At 61.8% G+C, this 16,569-nt stretch carries 14 protein-coding genes, 1 tRNA gene, 4 pseudogenes and 2 riboswitches; of the genes and pseudogenes, 6 read left to right on the top strand and 13 right to left on the bottom strand.

Annotated elements, in window-relative coordinates; genetic code table 11:
• Window positions 1–44: 44 nt before the first annotated feature.
• The 4 genes from gcvH to F6X40_RS08530 form a co-directional block, all read right to left on the bottom strand.
• Window positions 45–425, bottom strand: coding sequence for a glycine cleavage system protein GcvH (gene gcvH, locus F6X40_RS08545; protein WP_090802422.1), 381 nt, complete (start codon window positions 423–425; stop codon window positions 45–47).
• A 59-nt stretch (window positions 426–484) separates the two neighbouring features.
• On the bottom strand, window positions 485–1,600 hold the full coding sequence (gcvT, locus tag F6X40_RS08540; RefSeq protein ID WP_187627431.1) for a glycine cleavage system aminomethyltransferase GcvT: 1,116 nt from the start codon (window positions 1,598–1,600) through the stop codon (window positions 485–487).
• A gap of 80 nt (window positions 1,601–1,680) precedes the next feature.
• A riboswitch (glycine riboswitch) is annotated at window positions 1,681–1,841 on the bottom strand.
• Window positions 1,842–1,861: 20 nt separating this feature from the next.
• Window positions 1,862–1,964, bottom strand: a riboswitch (glycine riboswitch).
• A 219-nt stretch (window positions 1,965–2,183) separates the two neighbouring features.
• On the bottom strand, window positions 2,184–2,534 hold the full coding sequence (locus F6X40_RS08535; RefSeq protein WP_018418835.1) for a hypothetical protein: 351 nt from the start codon (window positions 2,532–2,534) through the stop codon (window positions 2,184–2,186).
• Between the two features lie 218 nt (window positions 2,535–2,752).
• On the bottom strand, window positions 2,753–3,802 hold the full coding sequence (locus tag F6X40_RS08530; RefSeq protein WP_187627430.1) for an oxidoreductase: 1,050 nt from the start codon (window positions 3,800–3,802) through the stop codon (window positions 2,753–2,755).
• Window positions 3,803–4,146: 344 nt separating this feature from the next.
• Here F6X40_RS08530 and F6X40_RS08525 point away from each other — a divergent pair, with 344 nt between their 5' ends.
• Complete coding sequence (locus F6X40_RS08525; protein WP_187627429.1) at window positions 4,147–6,237, top strand: UvrD-helicase domain-containing protein; 2,091 nt, start codon at window positions 4,147–4,149, stop codon at window positions 6,235–6,237.
• A gap of 120 nt (window positions 6,238–6,357) precedes the next feature.
• On the opposite strand, the gene F6X40_RS08520 is transcribed toward F6X40_RS08525, so the two are convergent.
• A complete protein-coding gene (locus tag F6X40_RS08520) occupies window positions 6,358–7,257 on the bottom strand; it encodes a c-type cytochrome (RefSeq protein ID WP_184069823.1) in 900 nt (299 codons plus the stop codon).
• Between the two features lie 308 nt (window positions 7,258–7,565).
• Between F6X40_RS08520 and F6X40_RS08515 the strand changes: the two genes are divergently transcribed.
• Window positions 7,566–7,641 (top strand) — tRNA-Arg (locus F6X40_RS08515).
• Between the two features lie 54 nt (window positions 7,642–7,695).
• On the opposite strand, the pseudogene F6X40_RS08510 reads toward F6X40_RS08515, so the two are convergent.
• A pseudogene (locus F6X40_RS08510) lies at window positions 7,696–7,974 on the bottom strand (tyrosine-type recombinase/integrase); the annotation flags it as partial.
• Window positions 7,971–8,294 (bottom strand): annotated as a pseudogene (locus F6X40_RS08505) (hypothetical protein); the annotation flags it as partial. The pseudogenes F6X40_RS08510 and F6X40_RS08505, both read right to left, overlap by 4 nt.
• Before the next feature lie 61 nt (window positions 8,295–8,355).
• On the opposite strand from F6X40_RS08505, the gene F6X40_RS08500 reads away from it, so the two are divergent.
• Window positions 8,356–9,087, top strand: coding sequence for an alpha/beta hydrolase (locus F6X40_RS08500; RefSeq protein ID WP_187627428.1), 732 nt, complete (start codon window positions 8,356–8,358; stop codon window positions 9,085–9,087).
• A 130-nt stretch (window positions 9,088–9,217) separates the two neighbouring features.
• On the opposite strand, the gene F6X40_RS08495 is transcribed toward F6X40_RS08500, so the two are convergent.
• The 3 genes and pseudogenes from F6X40_RS08495 to F6X40_RS42220 form a co-directional block, all read right to left on the bottom strand.
• Window positions 9,218–9,493 (bottom strand): BrnA antitoxin family protein, encoded by a 276-nt coding sequence (locus F6X40_RS08495; RefSeq protein WP_090802433.1) that lies wholly within the window; start codon window positions 9,491–9,493, stop codon window positions 9,218–9,220.
• Window positions 9,465–9,746 (bottom strand): BrnT family toxin, encoded by a 282-nt coding sequence (locus tag F6X40_RS08490; protein WP_187612211.1) that lies wholly within the window; start codon window positions 9,744–9,746, stop codon window positions 9,465–9,467. The genes F6X40_RS08495 and F6X40_RS08490 overlap by 29 nt, the downstream gene beginning before the upstream one ends.
• A gap of 160 nt (window positions 9,747–9,906) precedes the next feature.
• Window positions 9,907–10,119 (bottom strand): annotated as a pseudogene (locus F6X40_RS42220) (phage late control D family protein); the annotation flags it as partial.
• Window positions 10,120–10,178: 59 nt separating this feature from the next.
• Between F6X40_RS42220 and F6X40_RS43185 the strand changes: the two are divergent.
• Both F6X40_RS43185 and F6X40_RS41830 read left to right on the top strand, forming a co-directional pair.
• A pseudogene (locus F6X40_RS43185) lies at window positions 10,179–10,469 on the top strand (helix-turn-helix domain-containing protein); the annotation flags it as partial.
• Between the two features lie 65 nt (window positions 10,470–10,534).
• Window positions 10,535–11,188 carry an IS630 family transposase gene (locus F6X40_RS41830; protein WP_222946030.1) on the top strand — a complete coding sequence of 218 codons (654 nt, stop codon included), beginning with the start codon at window positions 10,535–10,537 and terminating at the stop codon, window positions 11,186–11,188.
• A gap of 198 nt (window positions 11,189–11,386) precedes the next feature.
• Here the strand turns inward: F6X40_RS41830 and F6X40_RS08475 are convergent, their stop codons facing one another.
• Window positions 11,387–11,566 (bottom strand): hypothetical protein, encoded by a 180-nt coding sequence (locus tag F6X40_RS08475; RefSeq protein WP_187627427.1) that lies wholly within the window; start codon window positions 11,564–11,566, stop codon window positions 11,387–11,389.
• A gap of 23 nt (window positions 11,567–11,589) precedes the next feature.
• The gene (locus tag F6X40_RS08470) at window positions 11,590–13,209 is read right to left on the bottom strand and encodes an anti-phage dCTP deaminase (protein WP_187627426.1); all 1,620 of its coding nucleotides are present in this window, start codon (window positions 13,207–13,209) and stop codon (window positions 11,590–11,592) included.
• 519 nt (window positions 13,210–13,728) lie between these two features.
• Between F6X40_RS08470 and F6X40_RS08465 the strand changes: the two genes are divergently transcribed.
• Complete coding sequence (locus F6X40_RS08465) at window positions 13,729–14,028, top strand: hypothetical protein (RefSeq protein WP_187627425.1); 300 nt, start codon at window positions 13,729–13,731, stop codon at window positions 14,026–14,028.
• 30 nt (window positions 14,029–14,058) lie between these two features.
• Here F6X40_RS08465 and F6X40_RS08460 read toward each other — a convergent pair whose 3' ends face one another.
• The gene (locus F6X40_RS08460) at window positions 14,059–16,191 is read right to left on the bottom strand and encodes a tetratricopeptide repeat protein (protein WP_316251798.1); all 2,133 of its coding nucleotides are present in this window, start codon (window positions 16,189–16,191) and stop codon (window positions 14,059–14,061) included.
• Between the last annotated feature and the right edge of the window lie 378 nt (window positions 16,192–16,569).

The raw sequence follows: 16,569 nt of genomic DNA, 5'->3' as shown, positions 1-16,569 counted from the left end.
CCGTTGTGCGAGCGCCGCGCCTGACGGTTAAAACAGAAGGTGACTCAGGCGCCGATCGACTTCGCGTACGCCTCGGCGTCGAGCAGACGGTCGAGCGACGCATCGGCGGCGGGCTTGATCTTGAACAGCCAGCTGTCGTACGGCGTGCTGTTGACGGTGTCGGGCGAGTCGGCGACGGTCGTGTTCGCCTCGATGACTTCGCCCGACACCGGCGCGTAGATATCGGAGGCGGCCTTCACCGATTCGATCACGGCGACGGTGTCGCCCGCGGTCACGGACTTGCCGAGTTCCTGGACTTCGAAGAAGACGATGTCGCCGAGCGCTTCCTGCGCGTGGTCGGTGATGCCGACAGTCAGCGTGCCGTCCGCTTCGGTGCGGACCCATTCGTGCGATTCGGTGTATTTCAGTTCGGCCGGGATGCTCATTGGATGCTCCTGAACGGTATGTTCGGTAGTGTTTGAATGTAGGGGCGTGCGCCGGCCGCTTAGACCGCCAGCACCTTGCCGTTGCGCACGAACGGCAGTTTTACCACGCTTGCGGGACAGGCTTTGTCGCGAATCTGGACGTGCACGGTGTCGCCCGGCTGCACGCCCTTCGGCACGCGCGCGAAGGCGATCGATTCCTGCATGGTCGGCGAGAACGTGCCGCTGGTGATTTCGCCGTCGCCGTGCGGCGTGACGACTTTCTGATGCGCGCGCAGCACGCCCGCGGCCTTGCCGTTTTCCTTCAGCAGGATCAGGCCGACGAACGCGGCGCGCGAGCCGTCGGCTTCGAGGCGGCTCTTGCCGACGAACTCGCGCGGCGAGGCCAGGTCGACGGTCCATGCGAGGCCGGCGTCGAGCGGCGAGACATTGTCGTCCATGTCCTGGCCATACAGGTTCATGCCGGCTTCGAGGCGCAGCGTATCGCGCGCGCCGAGACCGGCCGGGCGCACGCCGTGGGCCGCGAGCGCATTCCACAGCGCTTCGACGTGGGCAGCCGGCACGATGATCTCGAAGCCGTCTTCACCGGTATAGCCGGTGCGCGCGACGGTCAGCTCGCCGAACGGCGTGCCGTCGACGCGCGCGGCGTTGAACGGCTTCAGCGTTTCAGTCGCGGCGCGCGCGGCCGGCACGGTTTGCCAGGCCTTTTCGCGTGCGTTCGGGCCTTGCACGGCGACGATCGCCAGATCGCGGCGCGGCGTGATGGTGAGACCGAAGCCGCCCGCGTTGAGCTGGCCGAACCAGGCGATGTCTTTGTCGGCGGTGCCGGCGTTGACGACCACGCGGAAGTGGTCTTCGGCGAAGTAATAGACGATCAGATCGTCGATCACGCCGCCGTTCGGATTCAGCATGCAGGAGTAGAGCGCGCGGCCCGGCGTTTGCAGCTTCGCGACGTTGTTCGCGAGCGCGTATTCGAAGAACGCGCGGACGCGCTCGCCGGTGAAGTCGACCACGCACATGTGGGACACGTCGAACATGCCGGCGTCGGTGCGCACCGCGCGATGTTCCTCGATCTGCGAGCCGTAGTTGACGGGCATGTCCCAGCCGCCGAAGTCGACCATGCGAGCATTGAGCGCGCGGTGAGCGGCGTGGAGCGGGGTGTGTTTGAGTTCGGTCATGGGGCCTCGGGCATCTCGCGAAACAAAAAAGGCCATGCGGCGCACTGCCTCGCGGCCGTGTGCCTGCGAGCGTGGTTCTGCATGACCCCTCTGTCCTCGATACCTGAGAGATTGCGCCGCCGCGACTGGCTCAATGAGCTCGATCCGTCACGGTGAAACGCGCGCCCCTTCGGTGGGCAGCCTGCCTGCGGTGCACGAGGTGCGACGCGGATGGCTACTGCCGCTCTCCAGAGTGCGAAAAAGCCGCCGGAAGACGGGTTTTTCGACGCGGTCGGTCCTTTTGCCTGAGAGTTTGCGGGTGTGCCCCTTCGGCGGCGCGGCCTGCGATTTTTCGCCTGCCAGCACGCTCTCCCGACGCGTGCGGCGAATTTACGCGACGGGCCGGGGCTTGTCAAATAAAGGCCCGGGAGCGGTGTGGGGCCGGCTGTGGCTGTTCGGGGGCGTCAAAAAGAAAAGCGCGGACCGTGGTGCCCGCGCTTTTCAGTTGCTTCTCCCGGTGCCATCCGTGACCGCACGATGAGCGGTAGTGGGGGCTCACCTGGTGGCTCGTTTGCCGATTCGGTTTGCCCACTTGCTCGCTGACTCACTCGCCGATCGCATGAGCCGCATTGTCCAGTTCCTGATTCAGCACGCGCTGTTCTTCCGCGGACAAACCGCCGCCATGCTGGGCGGCCATGTCATGCGCTTCCTGGCGGATCGTCTCGAGACGGTGATGCAGCGCGGCGCCTTGCGGCGGCGGGTAATAGCCCTGATTCACGCGGTTATCGATACGGTGCGCGAGATTGTCGATGCGGCCGTCGACCTGATGCAGACGCTGGTCCGCGATCTGCTGCGGAGTCGGGCCCGGATGCGGCGCCGGCGGGGGCGTTACCACGCAGGCGGCGACGGAGCCGAGCAGCGCGCATGCAACAAGGGCACGGATGATTCGAGACATGGATTCTCCCGGAGTCGTTGTCGTGTTGGATTGCTACCTCATTAGCAACGGCTGACGAAGAACGCCCGCTGACCTGGCAGCGGGCGAATTTGTAACGTTATGTTCCTTTCCGGAGCGTCAGGAAAGCCCGCGCCGACAGCCTTCGCGGCGCTAAAGGCGGTCCCGTTTTTGGTACACAGATCGTGGTGGCGCGGTGTCGACGCGCAGCGGGGCGGGGTTCAGCGAATGCGCTCGAACGGCAGTCGCACGCCCTGCTCGGAACTGCGCGCGGCCAGGTCGATGATCGTCATCACGTCGACCGCGTCGCGCGTGCTGATCGGAAATGCGACGCGGTTCTGGATCGCGTCGGCCAACGCAATATAGAAGCCTGCGTACTCGCCGTTGCGGGTTGGCAATTCGCACTCGACTTCCTCGTCGCCTTCGAGCACGCGCAGCACGCCGGGGCTGTTGCCGGCGCCGAAGTCTGCGTCGCCGGGGCGCAGGCCCGCTTTCAGCTGATCTTCCTGGGTGTCGAGGCCGTACTTCACGTAGCTGCCGCGCGTGCCGTGAATAGCAAAGCGCGCTCCCGGCAACGCGGTCAGCGCGCTTGCGTGCAGCACGACCTCGAACTCGTCGTAGCCGAGCTGGATGTGCACGTAGTCGGGTGCACTTGCGTCGTCGCGATGGGTGCGCACCGTCGCCGATACGGTCCGCGGCGCGCCGAAGAGGGCGAGCGCCTGGTCGATCAGATGCGGACCGAGATCGAACAGCAGACCGCCGCCGCGCGTCACGTCTTCGCGCCAGCGCTGACGCGGGCCCGGCCGGAAGCGGTCGAAATGCGATTCGTACTGCGTGACGCGACCCAGTTCCACGCGCGCGAGCAGATCGCGCACGGTCAGAAAATCGCCGTCCCAGCGGCGGTTATGAAAGGGCGCGAACAGCTTGCCGCGCGCGAGCGCGATATTGGCAAGCGTGTGGGCGTCGGCGGCGCTCAGCGTGACAGGCTTGTCGACGACCACGTGCTTGCCGGCTTCGAGGGTACGGCGCGCGAGGTCGAAGTGGGTGTCGTTGGGCGTCGCGATCACGACGCAGTCGATGTCGTCGAGCGCGAGCAGCGCGTCGAGATCGGCGACGATTTTCGCGTGCGGATAGTCGGCGTGCGCGCGCTCGGATTGCCCGGTCGCAATCGCGGCGACCCTCGCGCGTCCGCAGTGATCGATCACCGGTGCGTGAAACGTCGCGCCGGCGAAGCCGTAGCCCATCAATCCAATTTTCAGCGATGCGGACATGCGAGTCTTCCTGGAGGAGCGGCGCGCCGCCTTGCCACCGCGGCGGCGGCGCGCAATCTCATCATTGTGGCATTTGTGGGCTGGACTGGGGGCTGAGCATGACGGCCGGCCTTGCGCGCACCCCGTCGGGGCGTCCGAACCATCGAGGCATCCAACGAGGGCGTCCATCGCGGTGGCCATCGCGGTGGCCATCGCGGTGGCCATCGCGGTGGCCATCGCGGTGGCCATGTTAACATCGCACCTCCCGCGCGCATTGCGCCGCGCAGCATGCCCCGGGCCTTCGGCCGGCGCCACCCGCCGGTCCGACCTCAGCGGCCCTCAACCGTATTACCCATCCACAAACGATGTCCGCAGGCCTGAACCCCGCTCAAAGCGAAGCGGTCCGTTATCTCGACGGTCCCTGTCTCGTGCTCGCCGGCGCCGGCAGCGGCAAGACGCGCGTGATCACGCAGAAAATCGCGCACCTGATCGAAGCGAAGGGCTTCGAGCCACGCCACATCGCCGCCGTCACATTCACGAACAAGGCCGCGGCGGAGATGCGCGAGCGCGTCGGCAAGCTGCTCGAAGGCAAGACGCTGACCGCACCCGGCAAGGAAGGCCGCAAGGTGCCCGTGAACCAGCTGACGGTGTGTACGTTCCACTCGCTCGGCGTGCAGATTTTGCGTCAGGAGGCGGAGCATGTCGGCCTGAAGCCGCAGTTCTCGATCATGGATTCCGACGACTGCTTCGGCATGATCCAGGAGCAGGTCGGCTCGACGGACAAGGGCTTCATCCGCAAGATCCAGTCGATCATCTCGCTGTGGAAGAATGGCCTGATCATGCCCGAGCAGGCGATCGCGATCGCCTCGACCGAGGACGAGCATCAGGCGGCGATCGTCTATCGCAACTACGTGGCGACGCTGCATGCGTACCAGGCGGTCGATTTCGACGATCTGATCCGCCTGCCCGCCGAACTGTTCGCGAGCCACGAGCAGGTGCGCGACCGCTGGCAGAACAAGCTGCGCTATCTGCTGATCGACGAGTATCAGGACACCAACGCGTGCCAGTACGAACTGGTGAAGCTCCTGGCCGGCAAGCGCGCGGCGTTCACGGCGGTCGGCGACGACGATCAGGCGATCTACGGCTGGCGCGGCGCGACCCTCGAAAACCTCGGCCAGCTCGGCAAGGATTTCCCGAACCTGCACCTGATCAAGCTCGAACAGAATTACCGCTCGACGGTGCGCATCCTGAGCGCCGCGAACAACGTGATCGCGAACAACCCGAAGCTGTTCGAGAAAAAGCTGTGGTCCGAGCACGGTATGGGCGACACGATCACGGTGACGGGCTGCAACGACGAGGAGCACGAGGCGGAGTCCGTCGTGTTTCGGCTGTCCGCGCACAAGTTCGAGCGGCGCGCGAATTTCCGCGACTACGCGATCCTCTATCGCGGCAACTTCCAGGCGCGCATCTTCGAGCAGGTGCTGCGCCGCGAACGGATTCCGTACGTGCTGTCGGGCGGCCAGTCGTTCTTCGATAAGGCCGAGATCAAGGACATCTGCGCGTACCTGCGTCTGATCGCCAACGCGAACGACGATCCCGCGTTCATCCGCGCGATCACGACACCGCGTCGCGGCGTCGGCAATACGACGCTGGAGGCGCTCGGCGCGTTCGCGGGTCAGGCGAAGGTGTCGCTGTTCGAGGCGGTCTACATGGGCGGCATCGAGGCGCGTCTGTCGCCGCGTCAGATCGAGCCGATGCGCGCGTTCTGCGACTTCATGCAGCGCCTGACCGACCGCGCGGAGAAGGACGCGGCGGGTACGCTACTCAATGAGCTGATGGAGGCGATCCACTACGAAGCGTATCTGTACGACGCGTTCGACGAACGCCAGGCGCAGGCGAAGTGGCAGAACGTGCTGGAGTTCATCGAGTGGCTCAAGCGCAAGGGCACCAAGGAAGAGCCGGAGCACGGCAGCGGCAGCGAAGCGACCGGCTACGACACCGCCGACGGCTTCGGCGACACCGGCAAGAACCTGCTCGGGCTGATCCAGACGGTCGCGCTGATGTCGATGCTCGAGGGCCGCGAGGAAGATCCGGATGCGGTGCGGCTGTCGACCGTGCATGCGTCGAAGGGGCTCGAGTATCCGCACGTGTTCCTGGTCGGCGTCGAGGAAGGCATCATGCCGCATCGGGGCGGCGCGGACGACGAGCCGATCGACGACGCGCGCATCGAGGAGGAACGCCGGCTGATGTACGTCGCGATCACGCGCGCGCAGCGCAGCCTGCATCTGAACTGGTGCAAGAAGCGCAAGCGGGCGCGGGAGACGGTCGTCTGCGAGGCGTCGCGCTTCATCAACGAAATGCTGCTCGACGATGCGCCGCCGCCGACACCGGAAGAAGCGCCGATGTCGCCGAAGGACCGGCTCGCGAGCCTGAAGGCGTTGTTGCAGAAGTCGTGAGCGGGCGGGACTGCAAGTGCCCGCCAGGTACGTTTGCTTGCGATTGCAGATAAAAAATCCCTGCATCGCGTTAGCGCATGCGGGGATTTTTCATTTCAGCGACGACCGATGCCGCGTGCTTTACTTCACCGCGCTGACCATATAGTCGACCGCGGCCTTCACGTCCGCATCCGATGCGTTCGAGCCGCCCTTCGGCGGCATCGCGCCCTTGCCGTGCAGCGCGTAGTTATAGACAGTGTCCATCGGGTCCTTCAGGCGCGGCGCCCATGCTTCCTTGTCGCCGAACTTCGGCGCGTTCAGCACGCCGGTCGCGTGACAGGCCTGGCATACCGACTGATACAGCGCCTTGCCGGCCTGCGAGGCGTCCGCGCTTTGCGCGCCACCTGCTGCCGGGGCGGGAGTCTGCGGCACGTTGGCCATTGCGGCCAGCGCCGCGGCGGCCTGGGCCGCGCCCGCATCCGATGCACCTGCTGCACCGGATGCCGCGGCCGCACCGGATGCCGCAGCCGCGCCCGCCGCCGGCTGCGCCGGCTCGGGGAAGCTCGCGCCCGAATTGTTCGCCATATAGACGACCGCGCGCGCGATCTCGAAGTCACTGTAGTCGTCGGGGCTCGTGCCGCCGCGCGGCGGCATGGCGCCCTTGCCGGACAGCGCGGTGTGCCACAGCGTGTCGAAGCCCTGCGCGATGCGCGGCGCCCAGTCGGCGGTGTTGGTGAATTTCGGCGCGCCTGCGGCACCCGACGCGTGACACGCCGAGCAGACCGCCTTGTAGACTTCCTCGCCGCTCTTGTAGACGCGCGGTGCGTTGGCGTCGCGGATCTCGACTTGGGCGATCGGATGGATGCGGGCGGTGACTTCGGCTTCGGAGAGAGAGTCGGTGCCGGCGCCGGTGCGCGTCGAATTATCGACGTAGACGGCGAGCAGAACGATGATGACGATCGGCACAGCAAACCCGGCGATGACCGCGGCGATAAGCTGTGCTGGGGTTTTGATCGGGGCTCCGTGTGGTGCTTCGCTCATGCTTGTCTCGTCTCCGTGGGTGTGTGAGCGGTACAGCGCGACGGCAACTTCTTGTTCTTTATCAGCCACGGACGATTATAGACGCAAGCTTTCGGCGGCGGCGAGGGGGCCAGGACGGTGTTCAGCAGGCGTTTACCCGGATCGGCATGGATGATGGCAGGGGGCGGGGAAGACGCTGGGATGGGCGTCGGAGGCCGTCCTGTGGACGGTTCGGCCGAAACCGGGTATCCTTGCGGTCTCTCGCGTTGGCGTCGCGTCCGTTCTGGTTGGCGCGCTTTCGCGTAGATTCCCCGCAGTTTTGTGGTGAAGCGCCCGTAGCTCAATGGATAGAGTACTGCCCTCCGAAGGCAGGGGTTGCTGGTTCGATCCCAGCCGGGCGCACCAAGTCTGACAAGGGTTCCAACGAATTCACCCGTTCCCACTCCCCACGAATTGCAGCTAAATTGCAGCTAACTGCGGTGCGGCTTGCATCGTCATCGGCTGCACCCACTGCGCCAAGTGATCGGCCGACAGGTGCGCGTACCGCTGCACCATTTCCAGCGTTTCCCATCCTCCCAGCTCCTTGAGCACCTGTAACGGCGTGCCGCGCTGCACGTGCCAGCTTGCCCATGTGTGGCGCAGATCGTGCCAGCGGCAGTCACGGATACCGGCCCGCTTCAGCGCTTTGGTCCACGCCGCAGTCACGGTCTGGTAGACCGGTTTGCCGTGGTATACGAACCGAACACGCTTTCGACGACGATCACGCGCCTTGCCTTGTCGAGCCGCTGCACGTCGGCTGTCCAGCCGTAGCCTGACTTGTCGCCTTGGGTCTGCGTCTTGACGCCGCCGCTGATTGTCGGGTCGATATAGCGCATGTCGACGGCGACGACGTGGCCTGGATTCAGTGTGCGGACGATGAACGCGGCGGCCGGCCCGCCGTGGCCGACTTCGCCGGGCTGCGCCTTCGAGCCGGTCCAGTCGTTAAAGCCGAGCGTCCTGGCCGTGATCGCCGCGTCGACCGCAGCATCGGAGATCCCGCGCCCGGTCAGGAACCGCCTTGGTCGGCGCTATGGTCGCGCCAACCGGTGCCGTGCCAGCCGCGTTGGAGAATAAAAAGTAATGCAACAGAAATTCAACGGGAACATCGGGCAAGTTGCAGGCCGCGATGTCAAGACGAATAGCGCGCAATCCAACGTAAGCGTGCATATCCACAACGAACCGAAACCGAGTTACATCAGCGATCGTCAGCGTAGTGCGATCGCACGCAAGGCGTATCAGATCCAAGCCAAGACGCAGACCGACAAGCTGATGGTCTATCGGCGCTTGATGACCGTGTTCAAGTTTCCGAACATGGACGAGATGCCGCGCGACGTGTACCAGCGTGCAATGTCATATCTCGAAGTGTGGTTGCGAAATGGCACAACAGAGCCGGCATCGGCCAGGGCAACATCACGAAACCCAGTTCATGCGGCCGATACGTCGCGGCACGATGCCATTGAAGGCGCGAGCAATGCAGTCGCTCCCGTGAAGCCGGTTGTAGTAGATCCGCCGATCCTTGCTCAGACGGCGGCGACCATCGCGCAAGCGCCCGGGAAACAGACGCCGTGGCGCGCGGTTGCTGTAGCGTGTGGAGTGATCGCTGCGCTCGCAGCAGTGACACACGTCGTCGTGGAGCGATCGGCAGCATCCGCGCAGCTGCCTGCTGCGCCGCAATGCGAGTACGGCGGTCATCACTACTCGATCGGCAGTGTCGTGTTGCAAGCTGGCTTGCGCCAGCAATGCGTTACCACGGGCGAAAACGGAGCCACCTGGGAAAAACTCAGCGCAGGCCGTCGCGTCGCCGGTAAATAACGAAAATCGCAGCGTCTGGCCGATTCCGGGGAGTTTGTCTGGCATTGACGCTATGGAAATTCGAATCGACAAAAAGGGCACTGTGCGCCCCCTTGTCAGGTTGTACTGAAAACGATCGTTTGCGGAACGCCTATGCGTGGTGTGTTTTCAGCCAGTCACGCAAAGCGTTGTTCATGCGGGTTTGCCAGCCTTCGCCGCTTTCCTTGAACCGGTCGACGATATCGGCGTCGTACCGCACCGTTACCGCGACTTTCGGATTCGCGAGTTTCGGCCGGCCGCCGCGTCGCTTCATCTGCGCGAACTGTTCATCGGTCGGCTCGAACGTGTCAGGGTCGGCCGCGATGCCGCGCGCAATCGCGGCTTCTTCTTCTGGCGTGTTACGGATCAATTTGGGTTGCTTCTTCATAGCGGTCAATCTCCCGGTTGTTGGCTTTGCGCAGACTGATAACCCGGAAGGTTTCGCCGCGCTGCGTGAAAACGATGCAATAGAGACGGGCATCGATCACGGCATAGCCTATTTCGCGCAGTTCTCCGTAGTCCTTGCGGTCGTCGGGCGCGCACCATACCGACGACCAATCGATAGCATCAGCGAGCGCCAGGGAAACGCCGTGCTTCCCTTCGTTGGCTTCGCTTTTAGCTGGGTCGTGTGTCGTTGTCATATGGTTATTGTAGTTACGTAAACTGGCGCGCGCAACAGGTTTTTGTAACTACGATTACTTGCCTGGTTTGCGAAAGTTCGAGCGGTGCCGGTCGCTCGTCGGATCGTCGCGCATCTCCAGGTCGAGCTGCGTCGTGTATCCGCCATCGGCAATCGTGTGCAATATGCGCGATCGCGATTTTCGCGAGGGCGTCGGCGATCGCCGGCTTGAGGCTGTGCCGGCCGGCGATCTTGCGCACGATCGAGCCGAGCGTTTCGCCGTGCCAGCTCGCCTCCTTTCGTTCGTCCATGTCCTTGGTCATCGAGGCCGAGCGCGCCCGAATGGTGAGGATATCCGGGGCGCCGCTGTGCTCTACCTCGTCGACGGTAAGTGTTGCTGGTAAACGCGTTTGAATTTTGTTAACTTCGGCAAACCCATTGCGCCGGAGTCCAGATGAAGTGTGTTGTAGAGCTGAGCGAAGCCGAGGAAAAGACCTTGCAACAGATGTCGTTGAACCACCAGCATCGCGACATGCGCACCCGGGCCGCGGGCGTGATGATGCTCGGCCGCAAGATCAAACTGACTGAAGTGGCTGCGCAGCTCAGCGTGAGCGGGCAGTCGGTCTACAACTGGGCGCACGCGTGGCGGGAATCCGGCATATGTGGGCTGCTGGTCGGTCATAAAGGCGGACGTCCCCGTTCGTTGTCTGAAGCCATGATCGCCACCGCCATCGAGGCGGCCAGCGCCGAATTGATGACTCTCAGACAGATTGCGCAGCGCGTTGAAGAAGCTCATGGTGTGCCGTTTCCCTGCCGCCTGGATACCTTGTCGACTGCGCTCAAACGAGCGGGGTTTTCCTACAAGCGTGGTCGCTATTCGCTCAAAAAAAGCGTAACCCCGAGGAGTTCGCCGCGAAGGCCTCCACCCTCGCGAAGCTACAGCAGGCCGCACTCGACGGTGCGTGCCAGCTGTTCTACTTCGATCAATCCGGGTTCAGTGCTTCGCCCCCGGTGCAGCGCGGCTGGTCGCCCATCGGCGAACCGCATCGTGTGTTCCCGCAACCGCACTGCGAACGCTCCGTCCCTGGTGCACTGGATTTCGGCGCCAACCTGCTGACGTATCACACCAGCAAGACCACGATCAGACGCCCCGATGTCGTGCAATTCCTTGAGCAGATCGCGCGGGAAAGCACGCCCGGTCTGACGACGGTAGTGGTGCTCGACAACGCCTCGATCCATCACAACATCGATCAGGAAACAATCGATCGATGGTTTCTCGAACATCGCATGGTGCTGTTCTATCTGCCGCCCTACAGCCCTGAACTGAATCTCATCGAAATCCTCTGGAAGCACGCCAAGTATCACTGGCGCCGCTTCGTCACCTGGACCAAGGAAACCATCGATGCCGAGGTCAAAAAACTGCTCGACGGATTCGGCTCAGATTTTCAAATCAGATTTTCGTGAACACTTAACCATGGACGCCCCTTTTGCAAACGTTGAGTTCGCATTGCGCCGGCAGCGATCCCTCAATACGTTCACGAGAGTGGCATGTTGGCCCAAGAAGTCGTTGGTCGTTATGCGGAAGTTTCTGCCGTTTCCTAACGATCATCGAGCGCGGAATCTTGAGATTCAACGCGTGCCAATATAAAGCCGAGCAACTAATTACTTCGATGACTGTTTGATTTTCGTCCTGGTCAATTGAGAGACTGGGTAATCTGGTTTTTTGTTTAAATAAAGATCAGACCCTTCCAATCTCAGACTCGACTTCTTGGCTTCCGGCAGGCTAGCGAGTAGGCGCTGTGCTTGTGCTATCTGCTGAGCAAGGCTGCTTGGTTTCTTCATGTTAATCTCCGATTTTCAGTGCATCATTTTACACTAATTCCTAATTTCTTTAGAAGTAAGGGTATTTCCTCGCCGACAATTGCTAATTCAATCTCTTTATATGAATTTGTGAATCGCATAAATCTCGGCCTATTGTATTTGGCTCTCCAGTCGACAATTTTTCCGGTGGAATCTTTTCTTGGCTCTCTGGAATTGAATATGTCTTGATACTTTCTCGGCGATATTCCGACAAATGGCTCGAAATTTACATGATCACTCGGAGGCGCCGCGGAGTCGACGTTAATTGAATCTTGATGCAATTGTTTTGCTTTGCTTTTTGGATATGGTTCGATATATACAACCCGCCTAATACCACTGGCCACTATGTGCCGAGCGCACATATGACAAGGAAATGTGGTGCTAAACAGCGTGGCGTCTCGGACGGATATGCCAAGTCTTGCTGCCGACATCAACGCCGCCATTTCTGCATGCACGCTGCGACCAAACTCAAGCAGACTCATTACCCTGGTGCCTTTCAGAATTTTATTTTTTTCACCTGATATTAAATCGCGAACGATTTCATTTAGATTTTCCTTTTTAATGCTATTTGAGAGTAACTTGTTCTGGCCAAGGCGACCCAGAAGCTCCCCAATAACTTGTATTCGCTCCTCAGCAGTGGCATCTATGCCGCGCTGAAAATCACGAGCGTCCCCTTTGTCGCCGGGCCAATATAGGTCACCACCGCATTTGGGTACGTCATTGCAACCTACAGCGATTAAGTCACCTTCAGGTCTGAGAATCGCGGCGCCGACTTGCCGGCTCAAATCGGACGATCTTAGTGCCGCAGATCTCGCATAGTACATTCCGTGTTCGTCGCGCGATGGTGTGAGAAAAATATTTCCGAAAAGAAGCTGAAGAAAACGACTGATTTGGGTGTCGCGCGTCGCTATATTCGTGCTATCGACAAAAAGATCTGCGAGTGGAAACGCATCCTCGACATCCTGCCCGAGGTCGGTGTCTTCCTCTAACTCATCGCGCTCTACGATACGCTCGGCTTTGGCACGAGCATCCCCTTTTTTTTGAAATGCTGATTTACTGATGCGTTCAGCCAATGCATTGACACGCACTTCTCTTGGTGAGTATGCCGATATAAGAAAAAAGCCTTCGCCGTATACATTTCGAAGCGTTTGAACTTCATGAGGATGCTTCAGGGATCGCAGAATATATGCGTGTTTTTCGCTCGCCCCCGCATACTGCTCTTCCCGAAGCCGTTTGATCTCTGCGATGGCCAGTAATGCAACTGCATCGCCTCTCCCGCTCACGGTTCTTAAGCGAGTGCCCTCATCCATTAGGCTTACAATTCTTCTGTCTTCACGATCCTTGCTGTGATCGGTGCCGAAGAAATTTTCAATTTGCTTGCTAAGACGTACGAGTATCGACTCGTAGTTAAGATTCTTCAACTCGCTAATCAAGACCGATATAACAGGGTCGAGATCAACCCCTACGGGACCCACTAAACCTACGACCAATTCAGGATAGGGGTGGGGGTTTAACGACGTGTCGCTCTCGGACGGCTGAGGTGCAGCTAGCGACTTCGCAGTCTCGCGACGAGCGTGCTGCTTTTGGCCCTTCGCCCTGCTGCCAGCGCTTTTTCTCGCCGCCATTTGTCACCCCTAGAATCCAGACAATGTGTCAAAAATCTTTCGGATGCAACCTGATGTTCATGTTTAACATGAAGTATCTGCGTGGCGAGTTGGGCCGTCAAACGGAAAAGGCATCGCTAGTATGTAACAGACCCCGAATCGTTGCTTTGGGCCTACATCTGCCGTGTAGCTCAACTGACTCGCCGTCGGTCTGCGTCGCTCGGGAATGTGCCAGTGCTTTATCCGGCAGGGGAAGGGTATCGATCGTGTGCAGCTAAATTGCAGCTTGGACGAGCCGGATTGCCCTTGATTGACCTTGTGTAGCCTTGGTTCTGCAGTTCGCGAGTTTCGTAAGTCTTTGATTTAAAATAATATATTGCGTATCGACAAAGCTCCGAAGGCAGGGGTTGCTGGTTCGATCCCAGCCGGGCGCACCAGGATTAGTCATGAAGCCGGGTTCGCAGAAAACCCGATAAAACAAGGCCCTTTGGCGAAAGCCTGGGGCCTTTAGTTTTTTGTCGTGGCGTCAGAACCAACGTCTTGCGCTCCAACATGGCGTGCTTCCATCATCAGTTGCCGGTCTCATCACGCCCCAGCAACGCCGACGACCGGAAAACTTTCTGCGCGAACCCGGAAGCCGCTTCAAGCCACCCTGAAATCCGAGGCCTGCTGAACCAGTTGACCGGCATGGTCGTGCAACGAACTGGCCGCCGCCGCGTTCCGCTGCGTCATCTGGCCCATCTGCGACACCGCCTGGTTCGCCTGCTCGATGCCTTGGTGCTGCTCGTGCTCTGCGCGCCTATGATCGCTGCCGTGGTGTTTCGCAGCATGTGTGACTAGCCTCACTTCAGCGCAAGCGCGGCGTTGATGTCACGCGCCGAACCACGCAGCGCAGGCCTGTCGCACGCGCTCCGCGACTGCGGGCCACGGTTCATCCAGCCCTCGCCTGAACAGGCGAACCGTATTGGGATACCACGGCGAGTCGTCACGGCCGTGCATCCACCGCCAGTCCACGTCGCGTGCCGGCAAGAGCACCCAGCATGGTTTGCCGAGCGAGGCTGCCAGATGTGCTGTCGAAGTGTCCACACAGATCAGCAGATCGAGTTGCGAGATGACCGCAGCCGTGTCGGTGAAGTCTTCGAGATCTGCGCCGAGAGCCAGGATCGGGAGGCTCGCAGGAAACGACAGCGCTTCGTCTTCGCCCGCGCCCTTTTGCAGGCTCACGAACTTCACGCCCGGCAGGCTCCAGAGCGGCGCCAGTGTGTTGAGCAACGGTAGCGAACGGTGCACGTCGTTGTGGTGTTTCGGGTTGCCCTTCCAGACGAGACCCACCCGGTGTCCCGCGCCCAGCACGGCAAGGCGCGCGCGCCAATGCTCGACGCGCGACGGGGCCAGGGTGATGCACAGGGGAGGCGGAATCGTGTCGAGCGTCGTGCCCAGATACAGCGGTGCGCTGAGCGCGCTGATCCAGCAATCGAAATCGCCGGCGCGCGCCGAGGCTTCGTCATGACTGAGCACCGCGTCGACTCCATCGACATCGGCGAACAGGCGTTGTAGCGGTGCCATACAGGCAAACGCGACGTGCGCGGCGCCCTGAGCCTTCAACAGGCGCAGATAACGCCCGAACTGCAGCATGTCGCCGAGTCCATCCTCCTGCCAAACGAGGAGTGATTTGCCGGCGAGCGGCTCGCCTCGCCAGCGCGGACACCTCAGCATCGACTGCGTGGCGTGATGCGCGAACCCAGCCATCTCGTAGCGGCATTCGTAGAGGAGAAAGCCTTCATCGAAGCGGCCCATGCTGATGAGCAGCGTGGCGAGACGGAACTTCGCGTCGCCGTAGTCGGGGCGCAGCGCGAGCGCGCGGCGGTAGGCGGCTTCGGCTTGCTCCGGGTCGCCGAGCTCTTTCACGATGCTGCCGATGTTGAAGTGTGTTTCGGCGATGTCGGCGCGCAATGTGAGCGCGTGGCGAAACGCCGCGAGAGCCTCGGGCAGGCGCGCTTGCGCAAGCAGCGTGCAACCCAGGTTATTGGCCGCTTCGACTCGGTTCGGCGCGAGCCGAAGCGCCTCGCGATACGCGCATTCGGCATCGACCAGTTGGTCCAGTGCGTGCAGGACGCAGCCGAGGTTGTAGTGCGCCTCGGCGAAGGAGGGGCGCAACGCGAGCGTCTGCCGGTAGGCGCTCTCCGCCTCGGGCAGGCGCTTGAGTTCGGTGAGCACACAGCCGAGATTGTTGAGCGCGTCCGCGTAGGCGGGGCGGATCTGAAGCGCGAGGCGGCAAGCCAGCTCGGCTTCCCGGAGCCGGCCGAGCGCCCTGTAAAGCGCCCCGAGGTTGTTCAGTGCCTCGGGATATTGCGGGTGCGCGAGCAGCGCCTGCCGATACGCTTCTTCAGCCTCTTCGATCCGGTCGCGATCGCGCAACAGATTGCCGAGGTTGTTGTTCGCCTTGGCAAATTGCGGATTCACGGCGAGCGCTGTGCGATAGGCCGCCTCCGCTTCGTCGAGGCGGCGCTGTTCATGAAGCACGATGCCGAGGTTGTAGTTCGCGTCGACGTGGTCCGGGCGAAGTGCGAGCGCCACCTGGTACGCGGCCTCGGCCGCGTCATGCCGTCCGAGACGGTGCAGCACGATCCCGCGATTGCTGTGGACATCGGCGTCATCGGGGCGTATCGCGGCAAGCCGCCCGTAAACCGCTTCCGCTTCGGCAAGCTGATTGAGGGTCGCGAGCATCGCTCCGAGCCCCAGATACGCGTCGGCGAAATCCGGCTTCGCTTGAATGCAGCGCAACCATAGAGCTTGCGCCTGCGCGGGCTGGCCCACACCCGTGGCGCACATGGCCGCGAGGTTGAGCGCATCGGCGTGCTCCGCGTCCTCGGGCGTGGCCTTCGCGCCGACGAGCGGTGCAAGCAGCGCCAGTGCGTCGGCGAACTGCCCGGTGGCGCTGAGGGCAGTGGCTTCGCTCAGAATGTGCTGGCGCGTGGGGGCAAGTGGGCTCGTAGCGGTCACGGTCGTCGTAGAGGGGCGGTGGATTCGCAGCTTAAGGCATGCGCACGCGCGGTGGCGGTCCGAATTGAGCGGGCAGCTCGGTTCAATTCGACCGATGACGTGCTGCGCGGGCTTTGTCTTTCGAAGCCGTAAGGCCGGGTGCAGATCAAGGGCGATCGGATGCTCAATCAGCATTGCGACGCGAAGTGGCTTCGACGCCTGCGAGCCTTAAGCCGCCGAAGGACGAAGCCTGGCGTCCCCCATCTTGAAAAGCGCCTCCCCACTGCACGCGGGCGAGGCAAGGGCGTCAGCCCAGAGGGTCGCATCAACAAGGCAGCTAAAGTTTTTCCAGGTGGGGTCGTAATCACAAGCAAGGCGGCAGGCCAACGAACCCGCTGC

The sequence above is a fragment of the Paraburkholderia sp. UCT31 genome, from assembly GCF_014397655.1.
GTDB lineage: Bacteria > Pseudomonadota > Gammaproteobacteria > Burkholderiales > Burkholderiaceae > Paraburkholderia > Paraburkholderia tuberum.
The sequence above is the reverse complement of the archived record's forward strand: the minus strand, read 5'-3'. Positions and strand labels throughout refer to the sequence as shown.

What these genes read in the sequence shown, in the direction of transcription:
- F6X40_RS08475 (WP_187627427.1), bottom strand. Translation starts at nt 11,566, where the DNA reads ATGAAGAAACCAAGCAGCCTTGCTCAGCAGATAGCACAAGCACAGCGC.
- F6X40_RS08500 (WP_187627428.1), top strand. Translation starts at nt 8,356, where the DNA reads ATGCAACAGAAATTCAACGGGAACATCGGGCAAGTTGCAGGCCGCGAT.
- F6X40_RS08535 (WP_018418835.1), bottom strand. Translation starts at nt 2,534, where the DNA reads ATGTCTCGAATCATCCGTGCCCTTGTTGCATGCGCGCTGCTCGGCTCC.
- F6X40_RS08530 (WP_187627430.1), bottom strand. Translation starts at nt 3,802, where the DNA reads ATGTCCGCATCGCTGAAAATTGGATTGATGGGCTACGGCTTCGCCGGC.
- F6X40_RS08470 (WP_187627426.1), bottom strand. Translation starts at nt 13,209, where the DNA reads ATGGCGGCGAGAAAAAGCGCTGGCAGCAGGGCGAAGGGCCAAAAGCAG.
- F6X40_RS08520 (WP_184069823.1), bottom strand. Translation starts at nt 7,257, where the DNA reads ATGAGCGAAGCACCACACGGAGCCCCGATCAAAACCCCAGCACAGCTT.
- gcvT (WP_187627431.1), bottom strand. Translation starts at nt 1,600, where the DNA reads ATGACCGAACTCAAACACACCCCGCTCCACGCCGCTCACCGCGCGCTC.
- F6X40_RS08525 (WP_187627429.1), top strand. Translation starts at nt 4,147, where the DNA reads ATGTCCGCAGGCCTGAACCCCGCTCAAAGCGAAGCGGTCCGTTATCTC.
- gcvH (WP_090802422.1), bottom strand. Translation starts at nt 425, where the DNA reads ATGAGCATCCCGGCCGAACTGAAATACACCGAATCGCACGAATGGGTC.
- F6X40_RS08490 (WP_187612211.1), bottom strand. Translation starts at nt 9,746, where the DNA reads ATGACAACGACACACGACCCAGCTAAAAGCGAAGCCAACGAAGGGAAG.
- F6X40_RS08495 (WP_090802433.1), bottom strand. Translation starts at nt 9,493, where the DNA reads ATGAAGAAGCAACCCAAATTGATCCGTAACACGCCAGAAGAAGAAGCC.